Annotated in this window: 22 protein-coding genes; 3 read left to right on the forward strand and 19 right to left on the reverse strand. The window is 34.2% G+C overall.

The window, feature by feature from the left end:
- Window positions 1–3 precede the first annotated feature (3 nt).
- The 9 genes from HDR40_RS03250 to rsmG all read right to left on the reverse strand — a co-directional run bounded on the left by HDR40_RS03250 (window position 4) and on the right by rsmG (window position 9,171).
- Window positions 4–1,869, reverse strand: a complete 1,866-nt coding sequence (locus tag HDR40_RS03250; protein ID WP_290626451.1) for an ABC transporter ATP-binding protein — start codon at window positions 1,867–1,869, stop codon at window positions 4–6.
- On the reverse strand, window positions 1,866–3,587 hold the full coding sequence (locus HDR40_RS03255; RefSeq protein ID WP_290626453.1) for an ABC transporter ATP-binding protein: 1,722 nt from the start codon (window positions 3,585–3,587) through the stop codon (window positions 1,866–1,868). The genes HDR40_RS03250 and HDR40_RS03255 overlap by 4 nt, the downstream gene beginning before the upstream one ends.
- 109 nt (window positions 3,588–3,696) lie before the next feature.
- Window positions 3,697–4,518 (reverse strand): DUF1129 domain-containing protein, encoded by an 822-nt coding sequence (locus HDR40_RS03260; protein WP_290626455.1) that lies wholly within the window; start codon window positions 4,516–4,518, stop codon window positions 3,697–3,699.
- Between the two features lie 9 nt (window positions 4,519–4,527).
- Window positions 4,528–5,628, reverse strand: coding sequence for a redox-regulated ATPase YchF (gene ychF / locus HDR40_RS03265; protein ID WP_290626457.1), 1,101 nt, complete (start codon window positions 5,626–5,628; stop codon window positions 4,528–4,530).
- A 24-nt stretch (window positions 5,629–5,652) separates the two neighbouring features.
- On the reverse strand, window positions 5,653–5,910 hold the full coding sequence (locus HDR40_RS03270; protein WP_290626458.1) for a DUF951 domain-containing protein: 258 nt from the start codon (window positions 5,908–5,910) through the stop codon (window positions 5,653–5,655).
- Between the two features lie 22 nt (window positions 5,911–5,932).
- On the reverse strand, window positions 5,933–6,814 hold the full coding sequence (locus HDR40_RS03275; RefSeq protein ID WP_290626460.1) for a ParB/RepB/Spo0J family partition protein: 882 nt from the start codon (window positions 6,812–6,814) through the stop codon (window positions 5,933–5,935).
- On the reverse strand, window positions 6,798–7,571 hold the full coding sequence (locus HDR40_RS03280; protein WP_290626461.1) for an AAA family ATPase: 774 nt from the start codon (window positions 7,569–7,571) through the stop codon (window positions 6,798–6,800). The genes HDR40_RS03275 and HDR40_RS03280 overlap by 17 nt, the downstream gene beginning before the upstream one ends.
- Window positions 7,572–7,578: 7 nt before the next feature.
- Window positions 7,579–8,436 carry a nucleoid occlusion protein gene (noc, locus tag HDR40_RS03285; protein WP_290626463.1) on the reverse strand — a complete coding sequence of 286 codons (858 nt, stop codon included), beginning with the start codon at window positions 8,434–8,436 and terminating at the stop codon, window positions 7,579–7,581.
- A 15-nt stretch (window positions 8,437–8,451) separates the two neighbouring features.
- Entirely contained in the window at window positions 8,452–9,171 is a 720-nt protein-coding gene (rsmG, locus tag HDR40_RS03290) for a 16S rRNA (guanine(527)-N(7))-methyltransferase RsmG (protein ID WP_290626465.1), read from the reverse strand.
- Window positions 9,172–9,370: 199 nt separating this feature from the next.
- Between rsmG and HDR40_RS03295 the strand changes: the two genes are divergently transcribed.
- Window positions 9,371–9,907, forward strand: coding sequence for a CvpA family protein (locus HDR40_RS03295; RefSeq protein ID WP_290626467.1), 537 nt, complete (start codon window positions 9,371–9,373; stop codon window positions 9,905–9,907).
- 47 nt (window positions 9,908–9,954) lie between these two features.
- Here HDR40_RS03295 and HDR40_RS03300 read toward each other — a convergent pair whose 3' ends face one another.
- From HDR40_RS03300 to HDR40_RS03325, 6 genes are all read right to left on the reverse strand, one after another.
- On the reverse strand, window positions 9,955–10,881 hold the full coding sequence (locus HDR40_RS03300) for an FAD:protein FMN transferase (protein WP_290626469.1): 927 nt from the start codon (window positions 10,879–10,881) through the stop codon (window positions 9,955–9,957).
- A 2-nt stretch (window positions 10,882–10,883) separates the two neighbouring features.
- Window positions 10,884–11,672, reverse strand: coding sequence for a tyrosine-protein phosphatase (locus HDR40_RS03305; RefSeq protein ID WP_290626471.1), 789 nt, complete (start codon window positions 11,670–11,672; stop codon window positions 10,884–10,886).
- A gap of 118 nt (window positions 11,673–11,790) precedes the next feature.
- Window positions 11,791–12,339, reverse strand: coding sequence for an NADPH-dependent FMN reductase (locus tag HDR40_RS03310; RefSeq protein WP_290626473.1), 549 nt, complete (start codon window positions 12,337–12,339; stop codon window positions 11,791–11,793).
- Window positions 12,339–12,902: an NAD(P)H-dependent oxidoreductase gene (locus HDR40_RS03315; protein WP_290626475.1), complete on the reverse strand. Its 564-nt coding sequence runs from the start codon at window positions 12,900–12,902 to the stop codon at window positions 12,339–12,341. Before HDR40_RS03315 ends, HDR40_RS03310 begins: the two co-directional genes overlap by 1 nt.
- 55 nt (window positions 12,903–12,957) lie before the next feature.
- Window positions 12,958–13,533 (reverse strand): TetR/AcrR family transcriptional regulator, encoded by a 576-nt coding sequence (locus tag HDR40_RS03320; protein WP_290626477.1) that lies wholly within the window; start codon window positions 13,531–13,533, stop codon window positions 12,958–12,960.
- 170 nt (window positions 13,534–13,703) lie between these two features.
- Window positions 13,704–13,922, reverse strand: coding sequence for a hypothetical protein (locus HDR40_RS03325; protein WP_290626479.1), 219 nt, complete (start codon window positions 13,920–13,922; stop codon window positions 13,704–13,706).
- A 94-nt stretch (window positions 13,923–14,016) separates the two neighbouring features.
- On the opposite strand from HDR40_RS03325, the gene HDR40_RS03330 reads away from it, so the two are divergent.
- The gene (locus HDR40_RS03330) at window positions 14,017–15,429 is read left to right on the forward strand and encodes a C69 family dipeptidase (RefSeq protein WP_290626481.1); all 1,413 of its coding nucleotides are present in this window, start codon (window positions 14,017–14,019) and stop codon (window positions 15,427–15,429) included.
- Window positions 15,430–15,473: 44 nt separating this feature from the next.
- Here the strand turns inward: HDR40_RS03330 and HDR40_RS03335 are convergent, their stop codons facing one another.
- The 4 genes from HDR40_RS03335 to HDR40_RS03350 form a co-directional block, all read right to left on the reverse strand.
- On the reverse strand, window positions 15,474–16,145 hold the full coding sequence (locus HDR40_RS03335; protein ID WP_290626483.1) for an ABC transporter ATP-binding protein: 672 nt from the start codon (window positions 16,143–16,145) through the stop codon (window positions 15,474–15,476).
- Between the two features lie 14 nt (window positions 16,146–16,159).
- Window positions 16,160–17,218: an ABC transporter permease gene (locus tag HDR40_RS03340; protein WP_290626485.1), complete on the reverse strand. Its 1,059-nt coding sequence runs from the start codon at window positions 17,216–17,218 to the stop codon at window positions 16,160–16,162.
- Window positions 17,219–17,220: 2 nt separating this feature from the next.
- Window positions 17,221–17,742, reverse strand: coding sequence for a TetR/AcrR family transcriptional regulator (locus tag HDR40_RS03345; protein WP_290626487.1), 522 nt, complete (start codon window positions 17,740–17,742; stop codon window positions 17,221–17,223).
- A gap of 111 nt (window positions 17,743–17,853) precedes the next feature.
- Window positions 17,854–18,453 carry a histidine phosphatase family protein gene (locus HDR40_RS03350; RefSeq protein ID WP_290626489.1) on the reverse strand — a complete coding sequence of 200 codons (600 nt, stop codon included), beginning with the start codon at window positions 18,451–18,453 and terminating at the stop codon, window positions 17,854–17,856.
- 175 nt (window positions 18,454–18,628) lie between these two features.
- Between HDR40_RS03350 and HDR40_RS03355 the strand changes: the two genes are divergently transcribed.
- Window positions 18,629–19,378 carry an alpha/beta fold hydrolase gene (locus HDR40_RS03355; protein WP_290626491.1) on the forward strand — a complete coding sequence of 250 codons (750 nt, stop codon included), beginning with the start codon at window positions 18,629–18,631 and terminating at the stop codon, window positions 19,376–19,378.
- Window positions 19,379–19,420 lie beyond the last annotated feature (42 nt).

Consider the following 19,420-nt stretch of genomic DNA (forward strand, 5'->3'; position numbering starts at 1 on the left):
TTATTATTGTAATTCTTTCTTACCAGTATAAAGTTGGTAATAGTAACCCTTTTGCTTAAGCAATTCTTCATGGTTACCACGTTCAATAATATGACCATGATCAAGAACTAAAATTAAATCAGAGTTAACAATAGTTGAAAGTCGGTGGGCAATAACAAAACTAGTTCGGCCCGCAAGTAAATTATCCATCCCAGCTTGAACCATTTTTTCAGTACGAGTATCAATACTTGAAGTAGCCTCATCCAAAATCATTACTGGTTCATCAGCAATCATTGCCCGGGCAATACTTAGCAATTGCTTTTGACCTTGTGACAAATCACCACCATCACCATCAATTACAGTATTGTAACCGTCGTCTAATTCATGAATAAATTCATCTGCATGGGCTAAACGAGCAGCTTGATAAACATCATCATCACTAGCATTTGGCTTACCAAAACGAATATTATCCATAATCGTTCCAGAGAAGAGGTGCGTTTCCTGAAGGACGATAGAAAGTGAGTGACGTAAGTCGTCCTTATGGATATTTTCAATCGGTACACCGTCATAAGTAATTTTACCTGATTCAATTTCATAGAACCGATTCAACATATTTGAAATGGTAGTCTTACCAGCACCAGTTTCACCAACCAAAGCAACTTTCATACCAGGCTTAGCATCAATATTAATATCATGCAAAATTTGATGTCCGGGAACATAAGAAAAGTTTACGTGGTCAAAAACAATATGACCCTTAATTGGAACTTTTTTAATGCTTCCATCTTTTTCAGGGACATCCCAGAACCAAGAATTTTCAACATTCTTATTTTCAGACATGATAACATCACCGTTATCAATTTCTGAAGGTTCGTCAGTTAATTCAAAGATTCGGTTAGCACCAGCTAAAGCCAACACAATTGAGTTCAATTGTTGAGAAATTTGAGAAATTGGTTGTGTAAAAGACTTAGATAATTGCAAGAATGAAGCAATTGCACCTAAAGTTAGTGGAGCCCAACCATTAATTGCAGCTGCACCACCAAGGAAGGCAATTAATACGTAAAGTAAGTTACCCATATTACCCATAATTGGGAACAAGACAGTTGCATAAGTATTAGCTTTACCAGATGCAATACGCAACTCTTCATTAAAGTCATCAAAACCATCTTTGGCTGCTTGCTCATGTGAGAAAACCTTAATAACCTTTAAACCATTAAGCATTTCTTCATCATAACCATTAATTTGGCCAAGCTTTTTCTGCTGAACTTTAAAGTAAAAGCTAGACTTAACAGTTAAAAAACGTACTATTCCAATTGAAAGAGCGAATACTATCAATGAAAAAACAGTAAGCTGCCAACTTAACGTAAACATTGCCACAATAACAAAAGACAAACTCAAGAAAGAGTTTAAGAATTGTGGAATGGATTGAGAAATCATTTGCATTAAGGTATCAATATCATTAGTATAACGACTCATGATATCTCCATAGTTATTTTGGTCAAAATAAGCAACAGGAAGTGATTCCATATGTGCAAACATATGATTTCTAACATTAAATTGAACTTTTTGGGCTAAAACAGCCATTAAGACAGTAAACAAATAGCTAGCTAAAGCACCAATAGCAAAGATGCCACCCATTACTAAGATTGCATCCAACAATGGTGTAAAGTCAGGATTACTTTGCTTAGTCAAAGGAGTGATATATTGGTCAATCAATCGTTCAATGAACAATGAACCATAAACAGTTGCTCCTGCGCTAAGAATAATGCTGACCATTGAAACGATAAACATCACTGGACTAGTTTTGTAAACAAGTTTTAACAAACGGCCCAAAGTTCTTTTATGGTTAATTTTTGGTTTAGAATTTGTTGTAGCTTGATCCAAGTTTATCACTTCCCTTCTTCTTGGAAAGTAGCAATTGAACGGTACAATTCGTTACTCTTCATTAATTCATCATGGGTACCAATATCTTCGATCTTACCATGATTCATTACAATAATTCGATCTGCATCCTTAATAGAAACAATTCTTTGAGAAATAATAATCTTAGTAGTTTTAGGCATGTCTTTACGTAAAGCTTCACGAATTTCACGCTCAGTAGTGGTATCAACAGCCGAAGTTGAGTCATCTAAAATTAAAATCTTAGGATTTTTCAAAAGTGCACGAGCAATGGTCAAACGTTGTTTTTGACCACCAGATACGTTATTACCACCTTGTTCAACCATTGTGTCATAACCATCTGGCAATTCTCTAATAAAGCCATCGGCATGTGCGACCTTAGCTGCTTGAACAACTTCTTCATCAGATGCATCCTCATTACCCCATAAAAGGTTTTCTTTAATGGTACCTGAGAACAAAACATTATTTTGTAAAACAACTGCAACTTTATCACGTAACGCCTTTAAGTCATAAGATTTAACATTATGGCCAGCTACTCGTACAGCTCCACTAGTCGCATCATAAAGTCGTGGAATCATTGATACAAGAGTGGACTTAGATGAACCAGTCTCACCGATAATACCAATTGTTTCACCAGGCGCAATGTGTAAATTAATATCATCCAAAGCTGGGTGCTTTTCATCAGAATCGTATTTAAAAGTAACATGATCAAAGACAATATCACCATTAGTTACATCATATAATGGCTTTCTTGGGTCTTCGATAGTTGGCTTTTCATTAAGTACATCCGCAATTCTGTTACCACTAGCTTGAGAAATAACTAATTGAGTAACAATCATTGCTAAAATATTCAAACTGAATAAAACAGAATTTGAATATGAGAACATTGAAACCAATTGACCAGTTTGTAAACTACCACCAACAATTTCTTTAGCACCAAACCAAGAAATTAGAAGCATAGATAAATCTAAAACCCCGATCATAATTGGAGAATTCAATGACATAATTTTTTGAGCGGTTGAGAAAAGCTTATAAATAACGCCCGATGCATTTTCAGCTTTTTCAATTTGCGATTCTTCACGAACATAAGTTTTAACTTCGCGAATACCACGCACATTTTCACGAACAACTTGGTTTAACTTATCATATCCCTTAAAAATTTTAGGGAAATATGGGTAAGCATTTCTAACAATTAAGAAAAGTGCAATAACTAAGATTGGTCCTAAAATAACGAAAATCAAAGCTAATTTCGGACTAACGATAAACGACATTACTATTGAAACAATCAACATTAATGGCGCACGAACTGCAACTCTAATTAACATTTGGTAAGCATTTTGAATATTAGTTACATCAGTAGTTAACCGTGTTACCAAACTGGCACTTGAAAATTTATCAATATTTTCAAATGAGAAATCTTGGATATGGTAAAACATATCCTTACGAAGGTTAGCTGCAAAACCAGCAGCTGCATGTGCAGAAACATAACTAGCACCTGCACCTAATATTAAAGAAACAATCGTAAGAACAAGTAAAATAAGACCCCACTTTGTAATATAGGCCATATTTCCTTTCATAATACCATTGTCAATCAATAGACCTACTAGATACGGAATAAACATTTCAATAAATACTTCTCCCGCAACCAGTAGTGGTGAAATCAATGACAATGTTTTATATTGTCGAATTGATTTTTTCAAGGTCTTGATCAAATTATTTTCCCTCCCTTTCTTATCATAAAAATGAATAAAAATAAAAAGACGCAAAGCGTCTAATTATTATACTACATTTATTTTAATCCTTATAAGTGAAATAAGCTAATTAATCACGACTTCGATTTTGAGCGCGTTGTTTTAATGGATCAACTACATGATACTTTTGTTTAAAGAAACGGCGACCAACGAAAGCAATAACAGCCAATACAATTTCTACCCACGGATTAATTACAGGGTTAAATGGTTTAAAGGCTGGTAAGCTAGTTAGAGTAATCCATAAGAAAATGACAATTAAGACAATTGCAGCAATTCCAATCATTTTCCACATTGGAGGACGTTCACTTTTATCACGGGCAAGTAAGTTATTGTAGTAAGCCATCAATACACCAAATAAAATAGCTACAGAAAGCAAAGTTACAATACCCATCTCTCCACTTTGAGTGGCCTTATTTTTAGGCATAAATAATTGAACTACTCCGAACATACCTAAGAAGAAAGTTAAATATAAGAGCAAGTTATCTACTACTTGCATCCAAAACTTAGTTTTAATTGGTTTAGCTTTAGGATGGGCTAATTCTTTAGCTTTCTCTGTAGGTGATTTTTTATACAGAGTACTTGCTGGTATTCCCTTATATTGAGCAATAACTATTTCAGGCAAAATTGAGTCAATAGCTGGTTCTACTTGATCCATTGCTACATTTTCACTATTTAACATTGCTTTTTCTAAACGAAAAACATAATCAGAATTTTTGTTGCTTAACTTTTTACGAAGTTCCTTAGGATTAGTATTTTTGATGGTTTCTTCTGTTTGTGCAAACTTATTTTTCTTTTGTAAGCTTGCTTGTTGTTCATCAACTTTAGCTGCATTTTTATCTTCAGCAGTTAAATTTTCCTTTGTTTCATTTTTATTTTGATCTTTTGGATCCATTCGAAGCTCCTAAACATTAAATCTAAATTCAATAATATCACCATCTTGAACGACATAATCCTTACCTTCAAGACGGAGTTTTCCAGCTTCTTTAACTTTTTGCAATGTTTCTAATTCGTTTAAATCATTAAATGAAACAACTTCAGCACGAATAAATCCTCGTTCAAAGTCAGAGTGAATAACACCAGCAACTTGAGGAGCCTTCATTCCTTCGTGGAAAGTCCAGGCACGAGTTTCAGGACCACCTGCAGTAAAGAAAGTTCTTAAGCCAAGAATATGGTAAGCAGCTTTAATCAAACGGTCAAGTCCAGATTCTTCTACGCCTTCCATTTCTAAAAATTCTTTTCTTTCATCTTCATCCATTGATGCAATTTCTTCTTCAGTTGCTGCAGAAATTCCTAATGCTTCTGCATTTTCACTTTCAGCATGCTTTTTAACGATTTGATAGTACTTATCACTTTCCGGATCAGCCATGGAACTTTCAGCAATATTAGCTACATAAATAACTGGCTTAGAAGTAAGTAAAAATAAACCTTTAACAATTTTCTTTTCATCATCATTAAAGTCGATTGAACGCGCTGCCTTACCTTCTTCAAGAACTGGCTTCAATTTATTCAATACCGCCATTTCAGCCTTTGCTTCCTTATCGCCTTGTTGGGCAATCTTTTGTACCTTGCCAATTCGACGGTTAACTGCATCTAAATCTGCAATCGCTAATTCCAAATTAATTGTATTAATATCTTCTTCTGGATCAACTTTACCAGTTACAGAAGTTATATTGTCATCATCAAATGCACGTACTACATGAACAATTGCGTCAGTTTGACGAATATTTTCCAAGAACTTGTTACCAAGACCTTCACCTTTTGAAGCACCTTTTACCAATCCAGCAATATCAGTAAATTCAAAAGTAGTATGAACAATCTTTTTAGCAGGAATTAATTCTTGAATTCTAGCTAAACGTTCATCAGGAACTTCAACCATACCAACGTTTGGTTCAATGGTAGCAAATGGATAATTAGCCATTTCAGCTCCAGCTTTAGTGATTGCGTTAAACAAAGTAGATTTACCAACATTTGGTAACCCAACAATACCAGCAGTTAATGCCATTATAATTTTCTCCTTTTTTATCTTTTAACTTAATTTATCAAAATGGGGTATAGCAATATCTTCTTTAGGTACATAATATTCAAATTTAGTATTCACCGGATCATTTGCTGTGTGCAAGACCTTCTTGAGTCTTTTATTAAAATCTGCACGAGTCATCATAATCATCCGACCACATCCCATGCATTTGATTCGAATATCTGCACCCATTCGCAAGATTTCCCATTTATTTTCACCACATGCATGAGGTTTCTTCATTTGGACTATATCCGCTAAATGAAACATGAAAAATCCCTCCAATCAAATATTACTTATCTAAATCTACACCTAATAAATCTAAAATACGATTTAATTCATCAGTCGAGCCAAAATTAATTGCTAGATGACCCTTACCCTTTTTATTTTCAGTAATGTTAACGGCGGTGCCAAATTTATTAGCTAATTCTGACTCACTTGCTCTAATAAAAGCAGACTTCTTAACTGTTTTCGGCTTACTATCTTGGGATTTTTCATTCATCCGATTGACCAAAGATTCAAGCTTACGAACAGTTATCCCATCCTTAACTACCTTTTTCGCTAATTTATCAATACCATCTTTATTTTTTAAACTTAACAGTGTTCGAGCTTGTCCCATAGATAGTTCTCCATGCTGAAGCAATCTCTTAGTCTTTTGTGGTAAAGTCAACAAGCGTAAATAGTTAGCAATATAGGGACGAGATTTCCCTAAACGCTTTGAAACTTCCTCTTGAGTTAAACCTAAATTTTTCTGAAGAGTTTCATAAGCCTGCGCTTCTTCAAGAGGTGTCAAATCTTCTCTTTGTAAGTTTTCTAATATCGCCACTTCCATCATTTGCGCTTCATCAAATTGACGGATAATTGCAGGGATAGTAGTCTTACCAGCTAACTTAGATGCTCGAAAACGGCGTTCACCCGCTATAATTTCATAGCCATTGATTGATTTTCTAATGATAATTGGTTGAAAGACCCCATTTTCTACAATAGATTCAGAAAGTTCTTTCAAACTTTTATCATCAAAAGTTTTACGCGGTTGATAAGGATTAGGACGAATATCTTCTAAAGAAATTTCTTTAACTTCTTCAGCTTCTTGAACTTGCGGACTTTCTTCAAATAAAGCTTCAAGTCCACGTCCTAAACCTTTTTTCTTTGGTTCATTAGAATTTTTTGTCATGAGCTGTCAGTACCTCTTTTGCTAGTTCGTCATAAACTTTAGCTCCCCGTGATTTAGGAGCATATTCAGTAATTGGCTTACCATAACTTGGAGCTTCAGCCAGTTTAGTAATTCTTGGAATAATTGTCTTATAAACTTTTTTACTAAAATAAGACTGCACTTCTCTTACCACTTCTGCTCCAAGATTAGTACGAGCATCAAGCATCGTCAAAAGTACACCTTCAACATCTAAATCTTTATTAAAGTGCTTTTGAACTAATCTAATCGTATTAAGTAATTGACTCAATCCTTCCATAGCATAGTATTCACTTTGCACAGGAATCAAAATAGAATCTGATGCAGTAAAAGCATTAATCGACAGTTGTCCTAAAGAAGGTGGACAATCAATTAAAATAAAATCATAGTCTTGTCCTACTTCATCAATTCCTTGTTTTAAGCGCGTTTCACGCGCCATTAATGAAGTTAATTCCATCTCCGCACCAGCCAATTGAATGGTTGCTGGAACAACATCTAATCCTTCAGTTGAAGTATGGTGAATTGTTTCAGAAATTGGTACTTCATCAATTAAAACATTATAAATATCTTGATCTACCGAAGATTTCTCCACTCCTAAACCAGAAGTAGCATTTCCTTGCGGATCAATATCTACAAGTAATACTTTATAACCATGTTGCGCAATACTTGCACCAAGATTGATAGTTGTGGTTGTTTTACCCACCCCACCTTTTTGGTTGGCAACAGAAATAATTTGAACCATTATTGCCCTACTTTCTAAGCATTTCAATGGTAATCTTATACGAATCTTGCTCTTTATCTTCAGTATATTTTACGTCCATACCTGAATCCTTAGCCATCTTAATTGCTTTTTTAATGGTGTTAATCTGAACTTTAAAGTCTTTAGTTGGCTTAGTATTAACTATAACTTTTTCTTTCTTAACAACTTTTTTTACTGGCTCCTTAGCGTCATCTTTTGATGCCAGATAACCATCAATATCCTTGACCATTTCTTCAGTCTTTTTAACATTAAGACCGTCATCAATTATAATTTTAGCCGCACGTTCTTGTTCGTCAGCTGGCAAGGTTAACAAAGCACGACCATGACGCTGGGTAAGGCTACCATCAATTAAAAATTGTTGTACTTTATCATTCAACTTCAAAAGTCGAATCTTATTAGCAATATAAGATTGGCTTTTACCTACTTGTTTAGCTAATTCAGTTTGAGTTAAATTATTAGTTTCCATTAATTTAACATATGCCTCAGCTTCATCAATTGGGTTAAGATCTTCTCTTTGTAAGTTTTCAATAACTGCTAAAGAAGCAACTTTTTCATCGTCCATTTCTTCAACAATAGCCGAAATTTTATCCCATCCCAGTGATTTAGCTGCACGATAACGACGTTCACCTGCTATAATTTCATATTCGGCATCATCACCATGATGTTCTCGCAAAATAATTGGTTGAAGTAAGCCTTGTTCTTGCAAGGTTTGCGCTAATTCATCAATAGATTCTTCACTAAAAGTATGCCGAGGTTGATACGGATTAGGAACAATTTTATCTAACTCGATTTCTTGAATTTGTTTATATTTAGGAACAGTATTTTTTCTACCAAAGAATAATCCCATGATTTTCCTCCAATATTAAAGTGGTTTACGATTAGGAGTGCCAGCTTGACGTGGATACTTTTTAGGAGTTGATGCAATCTTTTTGATAACAATCAAAGTTCGTTCATCATCACTATCAGGCAAAGTTAATTCTTCAACTCGCTCTACTTTGCCACCTAATGTTTTAAGTGCCTGAGTAGCATCTTTAAGTTCATCTTGAGCTTTAGGCCCCTTAAGAGCAACCATATATCCACCCGTCTTAACAAAAGGTAAACAATATTCGCTCAATACACTCATTCTGGCAACAGCTCGAGCAGTGGTTAAGTCAAACTTTTCCCGTAACTTCTTATCTTGTCCAGCATCTTCAGCACGAGCATGTACCAAAGTTACATTATTCAAATCTAACTTAGTAATCAAGTTTTCCAAGAACTTAAGTCTCTTTCCCAAAGAGTCAATAATCGTAATCTTTAACTCTGGTTGTAAAATCTTCATTGGTAATGAAGGGAAACCAGCTCCGGCACCTACATCACAAAGCGTTTTATCTCCTTTAAATAAGTCACCAAAGACTAATAACGGAGTTACACTATCATAAAAATGCTTAGCATAAACTTCATCTTTATCAGTAATTCGAGTCAAGTTGACTTTCTCATTAACTGCTACCAATTCTTGATAATATATTTCAAATTGTTGTTTTTGTTTTTCGCTCAATTCATAACCATAATGAGCTAAATTTTCTGCAAAAATTTCTGGATTCATAATTCACCTGTGAAACCTGTTTCACACTACATAATTTACCGCAAATATTAGCTTACGACAATATATTTTATCGATAACTTAACGTACTTAATTATGTAGTATTTTTTAAGAATCGTCAAAATTCTCTAGTGACTTTTATCTTTTTTAGCTAAAATTATTTTCTAAGATTATAATTAATGCCAAAGGAAGGTTAAAACAGATGATAATTACTATCTTAGTTATACTTTATTTAGGCTATGAAACTTATTCTGGCTACAAAGCAGGATTTGCCCAAAGAATTATCAATATGATTTTTTCAGCTCTAGTTTTTGCAGCAGCTATTTTAGGTCAAAATCCTTTTGGTAATTTGTTATATGAACAATTTTCTGGTCAAGTAATTCCAACTTCCGGTAATGTACCACTTGAATTAATGGGCTATCGCTTTTTTGCATTTTTTATTATTTGGTTTATTGGAAAAAATATAGTTAAAATTTTCAAAAATTGGTTACCTAAACGTGATCCAAACAAAAATAGCTTTGGCACCTTACTTGACAGTGTACTTGGTGCATTAGTTTCTTTTATTGCGTCATATTTTGTGGTATATGTAGTACTTTCTATGTGTTCTATTTTTCAAAATCAATGGTTTATTCAACAAACCGTGGATGCACCATTTTTAAGATGGATTATCTATAGCACTCCAGGTCTTTCTAATGGGGTCTTTAAGACAATTTTTGGGATCAGTCGAACTGTCGGATAAATTACATAAAACCATAAAAAAGGCTTGCTTTTAGGAGCAAGTCTTTTTTATACACCAACGCGTTCAATTTTTTCATCATCATAAACAAAGATTGCACCATAACGCCCTCTTTGTTTGTCTCGCCATCCTTCAATTGGATGACCTGCAAAAAATAATCGTTTACATTCAAGCTCAGCTTGAACTGAATCTCTAGTAAACAAAGTTACCCCTGCAACATGAGTTCGTACGGGATAGCCAGTTTTGGGATCGATAATGTGATGATATTTTTTACCATCAATTTCTAAAAAGCGTTCATAGGTACCCGAAGTTACTGCCGAACATTCGTCAACTGTGGCAGTCGTTAAGTTTACGCCACGTTTTTGACGTGGATCTTGAATGCCTAAAATCCACTTACCATTGGCTCTTTTAGGAGAAGAATTTACAAATAAAACATTTCCTCCTAAATTAATAATACCTGCACGAACATCATAAGCACGCCATAAATCACGAATTCTATCCGCAATATACCCTTTAGCAATTCCGCCAAGGTCTAATTCCATCCCTTTTTTGGTAAGAAAAACGCTTTGATCCGCGTCATTTAACACTACATCAGCAGGATCAATTAACTTCATCTTAGACTTAATTTCTTTATCAGTAGGAATATGTGCTCCATTAAATCCAATCTGCCAAGCTTTTACAACAGGGCCAATCAAAGCGTTAAAGCCATAATTTTTTTTGCTTTCTTCAACAGCTAACTTAATTAACTTATAAGTACTACTAGAAACAGTTATTGGATATTGACCCGCTGCATGATTTATTGACATTACTTCTGAGTGGTCTCGATTAACTGTTAAACGATCCTCATAACCAGCAATTAAGGCAAAACTTTCATTTAAAATCTTTTCGTTTTCATCACCGAAAATTTGTAAAGTGATAACTGTTCCTAATCCTTTACCAACTTTACTAATTGATCTTTGAGAAAAATTTTCTTTCATTTTTATTTTTCCAAATATAAGTCACGTAAACGTCTCTTTAACGCGTCATCTACACCTAATGCTTCCTTGAGATAATTATCAATTGAACCATAATTTTCTTCCATTAAAATCAAGGCCGTATCCAAATATTCATTAGCCACGCTCCCCAATGAACGGACAGCCGCACGTAAGATATAGTTACCGCCCTCTTTAACAATTTTTTTATCCATATGAGCGCGGTAGTCATCAAGCATATAATTAGAATAAAGATAATCTTGACGAATCGTCTCCATATCAACACCTAAAATATATAAAATAAAAACTGTAGCTAAACCAGTGCGATCTTTTCCTTCAGAACAGTGGAAAATCGTTGCTCCTGATTCATTATTTGCTAAAGCTTCTAAAACTTGATGATAAGCATGTTGTGCATGTTCAGACATTGTTGACTTAGTATACTGGTGACACATTGTTTTAAATCCAGCATATTCATCTTTATCATAGGTTGCACGCAAGTGAGCTAAACGCTTATCAACACCTGACTTATTATCATCATGTATAGCAATATTAAAGTGTTTAGAACCAGGAATCCGAGTATCTGGCCATTTTTTAATTTCACTTTCAGTACGTAAATCAATTACTTGATTAACACCATAATTTTCCAGATATTTAACATCACTTTCTGGCAAATTATACATCTTACCTGTTCTAATTAAGTGATGCATTTTAACTTTACGACCATCTAAACCAACATATCCTCCCAAATCACGTGGGTTTGGGACTCCCTGTAATGGTAAAACATATGGTTTCCCCATTATAACCTCCTAAAATACCAAATATTCTTTATCGGTATTTTAGACTATTTTTATTATTTTTTAAATATACAACACTTTTCTCCCAAAAATAAAAAGGCCTAATTAGGAGGCCCCTTCATTAAATACGTTTAATAAATTTTATGAAGTTTTCGAATGCAGTATCTAATGCTTCAATATCAGCTGAATCAGTTAATTCTCCAGTTTCTTTATTAAATTTATCAGCTACATGACTGATCAAAACTTCATTCCCCGGAAGAAGATTAGAACATACATCTGGTGAAAGTAAAATCTCACGCATATCTTCTTGAGCACGAGCTGCTCCCTGAATACCATAAGATGCACCAATCACCATTGAAGGCTTCATTCTAAAAACATCCCCATTACCTGGAGCATGCTTTCCCGTCCACTCCATTGCATTCTTGAGAGAGGAAGGTATGCCATGATCATATTCAGGAGTTGAGAAAATTACACCATCAGCTTCACGAATTTTTTCTCTAAAATCAACTACAGTTCTATCAACCTTAGCTTCTTTTTTAAATCTTGGTAACTGCGCAATTTCATAAACTTCAATTTCAGCTTGATCAGCATAACGTTTAGCCATAAATTGTTGTACTAAACGATTAAATGAAAAGTCGGCATTAGTACCAACAATTGCAAGTAATTTCATTATTTTTCTTCCTCCTTTACTTTTTTATAGCCAGTAACTACATGATAAAAATCATCAAATTCAGTAAAGAAGTAGTCTAAAAACTTCACAGTCCCTTCAGGTAAGTTACCATCTTGATCAAATTGCTGATGAGCATTACCCATCATAAATTCATCATTATTAAAGACAATTGCTCCCACTCCCGGGGAAGCTAAGACATTTTTTAAACGTACCTGTGCTCTAGAAGATCCTTGAGGTTGGTCAGAAGCACCAATTACCATTAATGGCTTTCCCTTAAATGGGTGTTCAGCGGAAGATAGCCATTCAATCGCACTTTTTAGTGAAGATGGAACAGAGTGTTGCGTTTCTGGAGTGGCCATGATTATCGCATCCGCATCTGTAATTTGCTTTGCCATCTTTTTCACACTATCCGGTTCTTGCATCCCTTCTTTAAAAAGAGGCAAATCAGCTACTTCAGCAGTTTCGAATTCATACTTATCACTAAAATGTTTTTCGATAAATTCAACTAATTGTCGTTGCTTTGAATTATCTGAATTACTACCAACTATAGCAAGAAATTTCATATTCTCTAATCTCGCTTTCTATAAAAATAAAAGGTATTTTCATACCTTTTATTACTTATTTCTCTGACTTAATCTTTAAACGATCATTAGAAATCGCATCATGAAGTTGAGATTTCAAAACAGTAATCATTTGATCTTGAGATAAATTAGACATTTGGTTTATTTGTAAGGCCGCGATTCCTGTTGCAGAAATCCAATTAGAAACAATGATATGGCGTAAGTGTTCATCGTCCAATCCTTCATTACCAAATTGTTCTTTAAATTTCATTAGACCTAGTTCCATTAAAGTATTGGAAATCATATCTGTACCAAATTTACTATCCACAAACATTGCTCTAAAAAGACCAATGTGATCTTTAGCAAAGTAAATATATGAAAGATCTAAGTCAATCAAAGGCTCCCCAGTAAAACTTTGTTGAAGTGTCTTAGATTTTAACTCATTAGAAATTTTTTCTAGAACTTGATTATGTAAATCATTCATATTTTCAAATTCTAGATATATTGGTTGAGTTGAACAATGAACTGCCTTAGCAATATTTCTAGCAGTTAAACTTTCCATACCACTGCGAATAGCAAGCTTATAAGCTGCATCTAATATCTTTTTCTTATCAATTTCCTTTTTTCTAGCCACTCTACTATCCCTCGCAAATCAATAAAATTTTATTATAAAATTGATCTTTTAACTCACCGGCTATGATAGCAATTTGTTAGCTATATAACCTGTGTTCTTTTTGTATTATACACCAATTAAATAACATATTTTTATTTTAACGCGATTTTCCGAAAAAAATATTATTTCAATTAATTTTCTTCAAAAAATTTACCATACTGTTCGTCTACCATCTCAAGCATTTGTTCCTTAGTAATGCCCTGACTAGCAGCAAATGAGAAAAAAGCTGCTGATAAAATATAACCTTTTTCTCTCTCATCAGTTAAATTATCTGAAAAATTTAAATTTAAACTTCCATCGTTATAATTTAAATCAATAGTTATTCTTTTATTTTCATTAGACTCTGCCATCTTTTTGCACCTCTTCTATTTTTTAATTATAATTTAAAGTAGCAATTTTATTATATAAGATTTTTTCTAAATGTTAACGGAAAAGAGGAACTTTATGCTTAATAAACCGGGACGTTCATCTTGTACTTCAATTTTAATTGGTAAAAAAGCTAGCATAGATGGTAGTGTCATCATTGGTCGTAATGAAGATGCGAAAACAGCATGGCCTAAGCATTTGGCTTTCAACCAACACCAAATTAAAGAAAACAATATTTTTAAATCTAAAGATAATAAGTTTTCTATCAAATTACCTGCAGAAAGTTTAGCCTATTCATCTACTCCTGAATGGACCGATAAATATGGTGTCTTTGAAGAAGATGGCATCAATGAATATCACGTTGCAATGTCTGCAACTGAAAGTGCCTATGCTAACGACCGTGTTCAAGCTATTGATCCTTTCAATGAAGAAACAGGTATCTTAGAAGAAGCGATGGTTACTGTCGTTTTGCCATATATTAAAACAGCACGTGAAGGTGTTGAACGCTTAGGTAAAATCGTTGAAGAACATGGAGCTGCTGAAGCGAATGGAATTCTATTCGCTGATAAGGACGAAGCTTGGTATATGGAAATTGGATCAGGTCATCACTATGTTGCTCAACGTATCCCAGACGATAGCTATGCTGTTGTTGCTAACCAATTAGCAATTCAAGAAGTTGATTTTAATGATGACAAGAATTTTATCACATCCCTTGACTTACAACTATTTGTCTATAATAATCATCTTTGGCCCCAAGACAAAATTTTTAACTTCCGCATGATTTTTGGAACTCATGACGACAGCGATTTAGCTTATAACACCCCACGCGTTTGGTCTGGTCAAAAATTACTTACACCATCTCTTGAACAAGATCCCGAAAGTTTTGAGATTTCTTTCCTACAAAAACCGGACCATCCAATTTCTATCCAAGATGCACAACGCGTACTTAGTGATCACCATAACGGTACTCAATATGACTTAACAAATGCCAAAAATAAGGGACAAGCAACGTTCCGTCCTATTGCTGTTGCCACTACTCAAGAATCTCACTTACTTCAACTACGTGACGAAGATATGGTGCACTGGCTAGCAATGGGAATTGCCGCTCAAAGTGTTTATATTCCATTCTACCCCCAAGGTACTAAAGTTCCAGCCATGTTTAAATACGGTAAAGAAACTTATACTAGCAACTCTGCGTATTGGGTATTTAAACAAGCAAGTGTCTTAGTTGATCGAAATTGGAGCAAATATGCAAAACCATTGAGTAATACTCAAAAAGAGACAAATTTTGCTTTAAACAGAATCCGTTATGAATACGATTGTAAATTAGCCAGAGAAACTGACCAAAGCAAGAAAATTGAATTAGTAAATGAAGCTAATAAAAAATTGGCTGATGTTGCAGTTAAGAATTACCAAAAGTTAATTGCAAAATTGATTACTGACCAAACTGCTGATTCACCATTAAGCTTTACAATGGATCCCAATCTTTAATTACACAAAAAAGGTAGCTCAATAGGCTACCTTTTTTAGTCTGTTTATTTTTTCTTTATTAGCTTGCCATCCAGCATCTCATAAATATGATCAGCATATTTTTCCAATCGCATGTCATGTGTTACCAAAAGAATAGCTTTTTCTTGTTGCCGCGCTAAACCCTGGAACATTTGTCCTACTTCCTCAACCCTTGCACTATCTAAAGATGCTGTGGGTTCATCAGCTAGAAGTATTTGGGGCTGAGCATATAGAGCACGAGCAATTGCAACACGTTGTTTCTGACCACCAGATAATTCCTTAGGATACTTTTTAACTAAATTATCAATTCCTAGCTTTTTTAACAAATCAGATAATTCTTTTTTACTCAAATTATCTTTTTTAACTTTATCAACTAACTTAAATTGTTGGGTAACAGTTAAATATGGAACTAAATTATAAGCTTGCAAAACAAAACCTATTTTATTTAACCGTAACTTATTAGCATCTTTTGCCTTTAAATTGCTAATATCTTGATTATCAATTTCAACCTTACCACTTGTTGGACGTTGGATTGCTCCAGCAATGGTTAAAAAAGTACTTTTTCCAGCTCCTGATGGTCCAACAATCAAAACAACTTCACCCTTTTGAGCGGTAAAATTAATATTCTTTAAGGCGTGCACTTCCGCATCACCTTTACCGTAAGTTTTACTTACATCTTTTAAAGTAATTATAGCCATATCCTACCTCTTTCTTAGCCAATTGCCTGAGCAGGATCAACCTTCATGATTGATCTAATTGGAATTAATCCGCCTATTACCCCGGTAATAATCATTCCTACAAGCCCAGTAACCATTATCCAAGGTGCAAAATCAATTGGAACTGCTGAAGGCATTACCTGAACCATAATCAACATGACAATCAATGCTAAAACACTACCGCTAATTGTTAAAATTAAAGACTGACTGATTGTAGCACCAACTAAAGTTTTAGTAGGAATACCTTGAGCACGGAGTACTGCGTAGTTAGGCATTTTTTGCATTGTTAAAATATACAAGAAAACTGCAATTATAATTAAAGAAATTACAAACAAGAAACCAATCATCAATTCAAAGGTCATATTCTGAGCAGTATAACCTGGGAGCTTCTTAATGAAGGCAGCTACACTATAAGTCTTTACATCCTCTGTATTGAGCTTAAAATTACTCTTTTTAGAAATAACCCCAGACGCCACTGCATTTGGAGAAAGATTACGTAAACTTTTCCAAGTAGATAGCTTACCGTAAACAATTGGCGCAATATTAATTTTGGCATTATTCACAAAACCAACAATTGTATACTTTACCTTTCCACCATTAAAGGTAATTTTATCGCCAATCTTATATCCCTTATCAGCTAAGCTCTTATCAACCGTTACTTCATGAGCTTTAGTAGCTTTTTTACCCTCAACTATTTCTAACTTCTTATAAATATATTGGTCTTGATCAAGTCCAATAAACTGAGCTGAAACAGTATTACTTCCCTTGTGTTTTACTACCGCCGGGGTTTCACCCACTAAAGCTTCGTTTTTACCTAAATCGGACTTTTTAACTTGATCCTTTGTCAAAATTGATTGACTCAAGCTAACATTTGAATTTTCATTTAATACTACACTTTCAGTATCCCAGCTTTTTACAGCTTGAGTATTTTCAGACCCTAGTCCAACTGCTAGTGATGAAAGCATATAAATTAAAAATGCTATCAAAAAAATCATAAAGGTAATTAAACCGTACCTTAACTTTTCATATTTTATTTCTTTAAGTGCTAAAAACATACTTACCGTCCTTTTAATAATTCAAGACTCTGCCGATAACGTTCTAAATTTTGTTTGCGATGCTCTGGGTCAAATAAGACTAAATGAATTACCTCATGTGTTAATACCATAGCGCTCCAATTAGAGGCATCCAGTAGCAACTGGCTATTTAACCGCTTAGGATCAGGTTGAAATTGAGTATCATTTTCTAAGATGTGAAACTTAATTAACTCTCGATAGGGACTTTGTTCTGTCTTATTAATAAAATCCACTGTCATTTGATAAAAAAGATCAGGATTATACTCTTTTGTTAAACCACGATAACCTAAGTGAACTTCCTGAATTGCCTGATGGTAGATATAGCGATAGGCATCATTTAGGTCATCAAAATACTTATAAAATGCTCCCCGAGCAATCTGCGCATCTTTTACAATGCGAGATACTTGAGCCTTAGTTAATGAATAATGGCTAAACTCATTTAGTAATGCCTGTTCAATTCGTTTTCTTTTCTCTACTGATAAATTTTGAAATGTTGACTTAACCATTTTCACCTCCTGGTGACACTGTGTCACTTTATGATTTAGTATAGGACTCAGATGACACGGTGTCAACTTTAACTACAAAAAAAGATTTAGCCATGTGCTAAATCTTTTTCATTACACAAGTGAACGATTATAAAAAATTAATCGACGTAAATTATCTTTAAAATAAAGCTTTGCTAAGCCACAATTAGCCATTTGACAAAAATAGGAAATATCTCCATTAGTTAAGTAATGGGCACAAATCATCCGTGCTACAACGCCATGACAAACAACCAAAATTTTTTTATCAGGGTGTTTTTGATAAAGTTCCTCAAAAATTTCTGCTAAGCGTTTCTCAAAATGTTTTCTAGTCTCAATATTATCAGCATATTTGTACATTCCATCAGTTGTTAATCCTTGTGCATCAAATGCATCAGGATATTTTTTCTTTAAGTCATGCGTAGACTTTCCATCCCAAGAGCCATAATCTAATTCTTCTAAACGCTTATCAGTAATAATTGGGACTTCATTTCCAACAAAAATACGAGCTGTTTCTTGAGCGCGCTTAAGTGGACTAGCATAAACTGCATCAAATTCACTTGCATCAAAGTTTTTAGCAGCTTTTTGCGCATACTCACGACCTTCATCACTTAAGCTTGGGTCAACACTCGATCCTTGAATCATTGCAGCTTTATTTAAATCAGTTGTTCCATGACGCAAAATTACAACTTCCACGTATATAGCCCTCCTCATATCACTAATTACTTACTCAGTATAACGCAATCATGGCGGACTACTAAAACATACGACTTAATTTTTAAGTCCAGCTTATTTCTTAAAGCAAACTTTAGCATTACTAAAGCCTGAAAAGATTACAATGGAATTATAGAAAGAAAGCGAGGCTCATATTATGTCCAGAGTAGAAGTTGAAAGAGATGGACTAACTTTAGTTGGAGAACGTCTTGAACCATTTGGTGAAACTTATGATATGGCAATCTTATTCCATGGCTTTAAAGCAGATAAAAATGAACCTTTGATCAAGGAACTAGCTAACAAATTATGGGAAGAAAATGTCGCTAGCGTTCGTTTTGACTTTAATGGCTGTGGAGAATCTGATGGTGAATTTAAAAATATGACAGTTGTTAATGAAGTAGCTGATGCCAAAGCAATTTTAGACTATGTACGTACTGATCCACACGTACGCAATATTTACTTAGTTGGTCACTCACAAGGCGGCGTTGTAGCATCCATGTTAGCCGGTCTTTATCCCAATATTATTAAAAAAGTTGCTCTTTTAGCACCTGCTGCAACTTTAAAAAGCGATGCTCAAAAGGGGATTCTCCAAGGGATTAATTATGATCCAGAAAATATTCCTGATTCTATTAGATTAGGTAAATTTACTGTTGGGGGGCTTTACCTCAGAGTTGCTCAAGTTGTACCAATTTATGAAACGGCTGAAAAATTCACTGGTCCAGTTTGCTTAGTGCATGGCACCAGCGATACAGTAGTGAGTCCAGACGCATCTAAAAAGTATCATAAAATTTATCAAAATAGTACTCTCCACTTAATTGAAGGTGCTGACCACAGCTTTAGTGGTGAGTATACTAGCTCTGCCTTAAAATTCGTTACTGATTTTTTAAAACCTACACAGTTTTACTAAAAAAGAAAAATAAGCTAATTTCCTAGGAAATTAGCTTATTTT

The organism is Lactobacillus sp., from assembly GCF_014803895.1.

What these genes read in the sequence shown, in the direction of transcription:
- HDR40_RS03275 (WP_290626460.1), bottom strand. Translation starts at nt 6,814, where the DNA reads ATGACAAAAAATTCTAATGAACCAAAGAAAAAAGGTTTAGGACGTGGA.
- HDR40_RS03280 (WP_290626461.1), bottom strand. Translation starts at nt 7,571, where the DNA reads ATGGTTCAAATTATTTCTGTTGCCAACCAAAAAGGTGGGGTGGGTAAA.
- HDR40_RS03260 (WP_290626455.1), bottom strand. Translation starts at nt 4,518, where the DNA reads ATGGATCCAAAAGATCAAAATAAAAATGAAACAAAGGAAAATTTAACT.
- HDR40_RS03300 (WP_290626469.1), bottom strand. Translation starts at nt 10,881, where the DNA reads ATGAAAGAAAATTTTTCTCAAAGATCAATTAGTAAAGTTGGTAAAGGA.
- HDR40_RS03340 (WP_290626485.1), bottom strand. Translation starts at nt 17,218, where the DNA reads ATGTTTTTAGCACTTAAAGAAATAAAATATGAAAAGTTAAGGTACGGT.
- HDR40_RS03305 (WP_290626471.1), bottom strand. Translation starts at nt 11,672, where the DNA reads ATGGGGAAACCATATGTTTTACCATTACAGGGAGTCCCAAACCCACGT.
- HDR40_RS03355 (WP_290626491.1), top strand. Translation starts at nt 18,629, where the DNA reads ATGTCCAGAGTAGAAGTTGAAAGAGATGGACTAACTTTAGTTGGAGAA.
- ychF (WP_290626457.1), bottom strand. Translation starts at nt 5,628, where the DNA reads ATGGCATTAACTGCTGGTATTGTTGGGTTACCAAATGTTGGTAAATCT.
- noc (WP_290626463.1), bottom strand. Translation starts at nt 8,436, where the DNA reads ATGGGATTATTCTTTGGTAGAAAAAATACTGTTCCTAAATATAAACAA.
- HDR40_RS03345 (WP_290626487.1), bottom strand. Translation starts at nt 17,742, where the DNA reads ATGGTTAAGTCAACATTTCAAAATTTATCAGTAGAGAAAAGAAAACGA.
- HDR40_RS03315 (WP_290626475.1), bottom strand. Translation starts at nt 12,902, where the DNA reads ATGAAATTTCTTGCTATAGTTGGTAGTAATTCAGATAATTCAAAGCAA.
- HDR40_RS03310 (WP_290626473.1), bottom strand. Translation starts at nt 12,339, where the DNA reads ATGAAATTACTTGCAATTGTTGGTACTAATGCCGACTTTTCATTTAAT.
- HDR40_RS03270 (WP_290626458.1), bottom strand. Translation starts at nt 5,910, where the DNA reads ATGTTTCATTTAGCGGATATAGTCCAAATGAAGAAACCTCATGCATGT.
- HDR40_RS03295 (WP_290626467.1), top strand. Translation starts at nt 9,371, where the DNA reads ATGATAATTACTATCTTAGTTATACTTTATTTAGGCTATGAAACTTAT.
- rsmG (WP_290626465.1), bottom strand. Translation starts at nt 9,171, where the DNA reads ATGAATCCAGAAATTTTTGCAGAAAATTTAGCTCATTATGGTTATGAA.
- HDR40_RS03330 (WP_290626481.1), top strand. Translation starts at nt 14,017, where the DNA reads ATGCTTAATAAACCGGGACGTTCATCTTGTACTTCAATTTTAATTGGT.
- HDR40_RS03335 (WP_290626483.1), bottom strand. Translation starts at nt 16,145, where the DNA reads ATGGCTATAATTACTTTAAAAGATGTAAGTAAAACTTACGGTAAAGGT.
- HDR40_RS03325 (WP_290626479.1), bottom strand. Translation starts at nt 13,922, where the DNA reads ATGGCAGAGTCTAATGAAAATAAAAGAATAACTATTGATTTAAATTAT.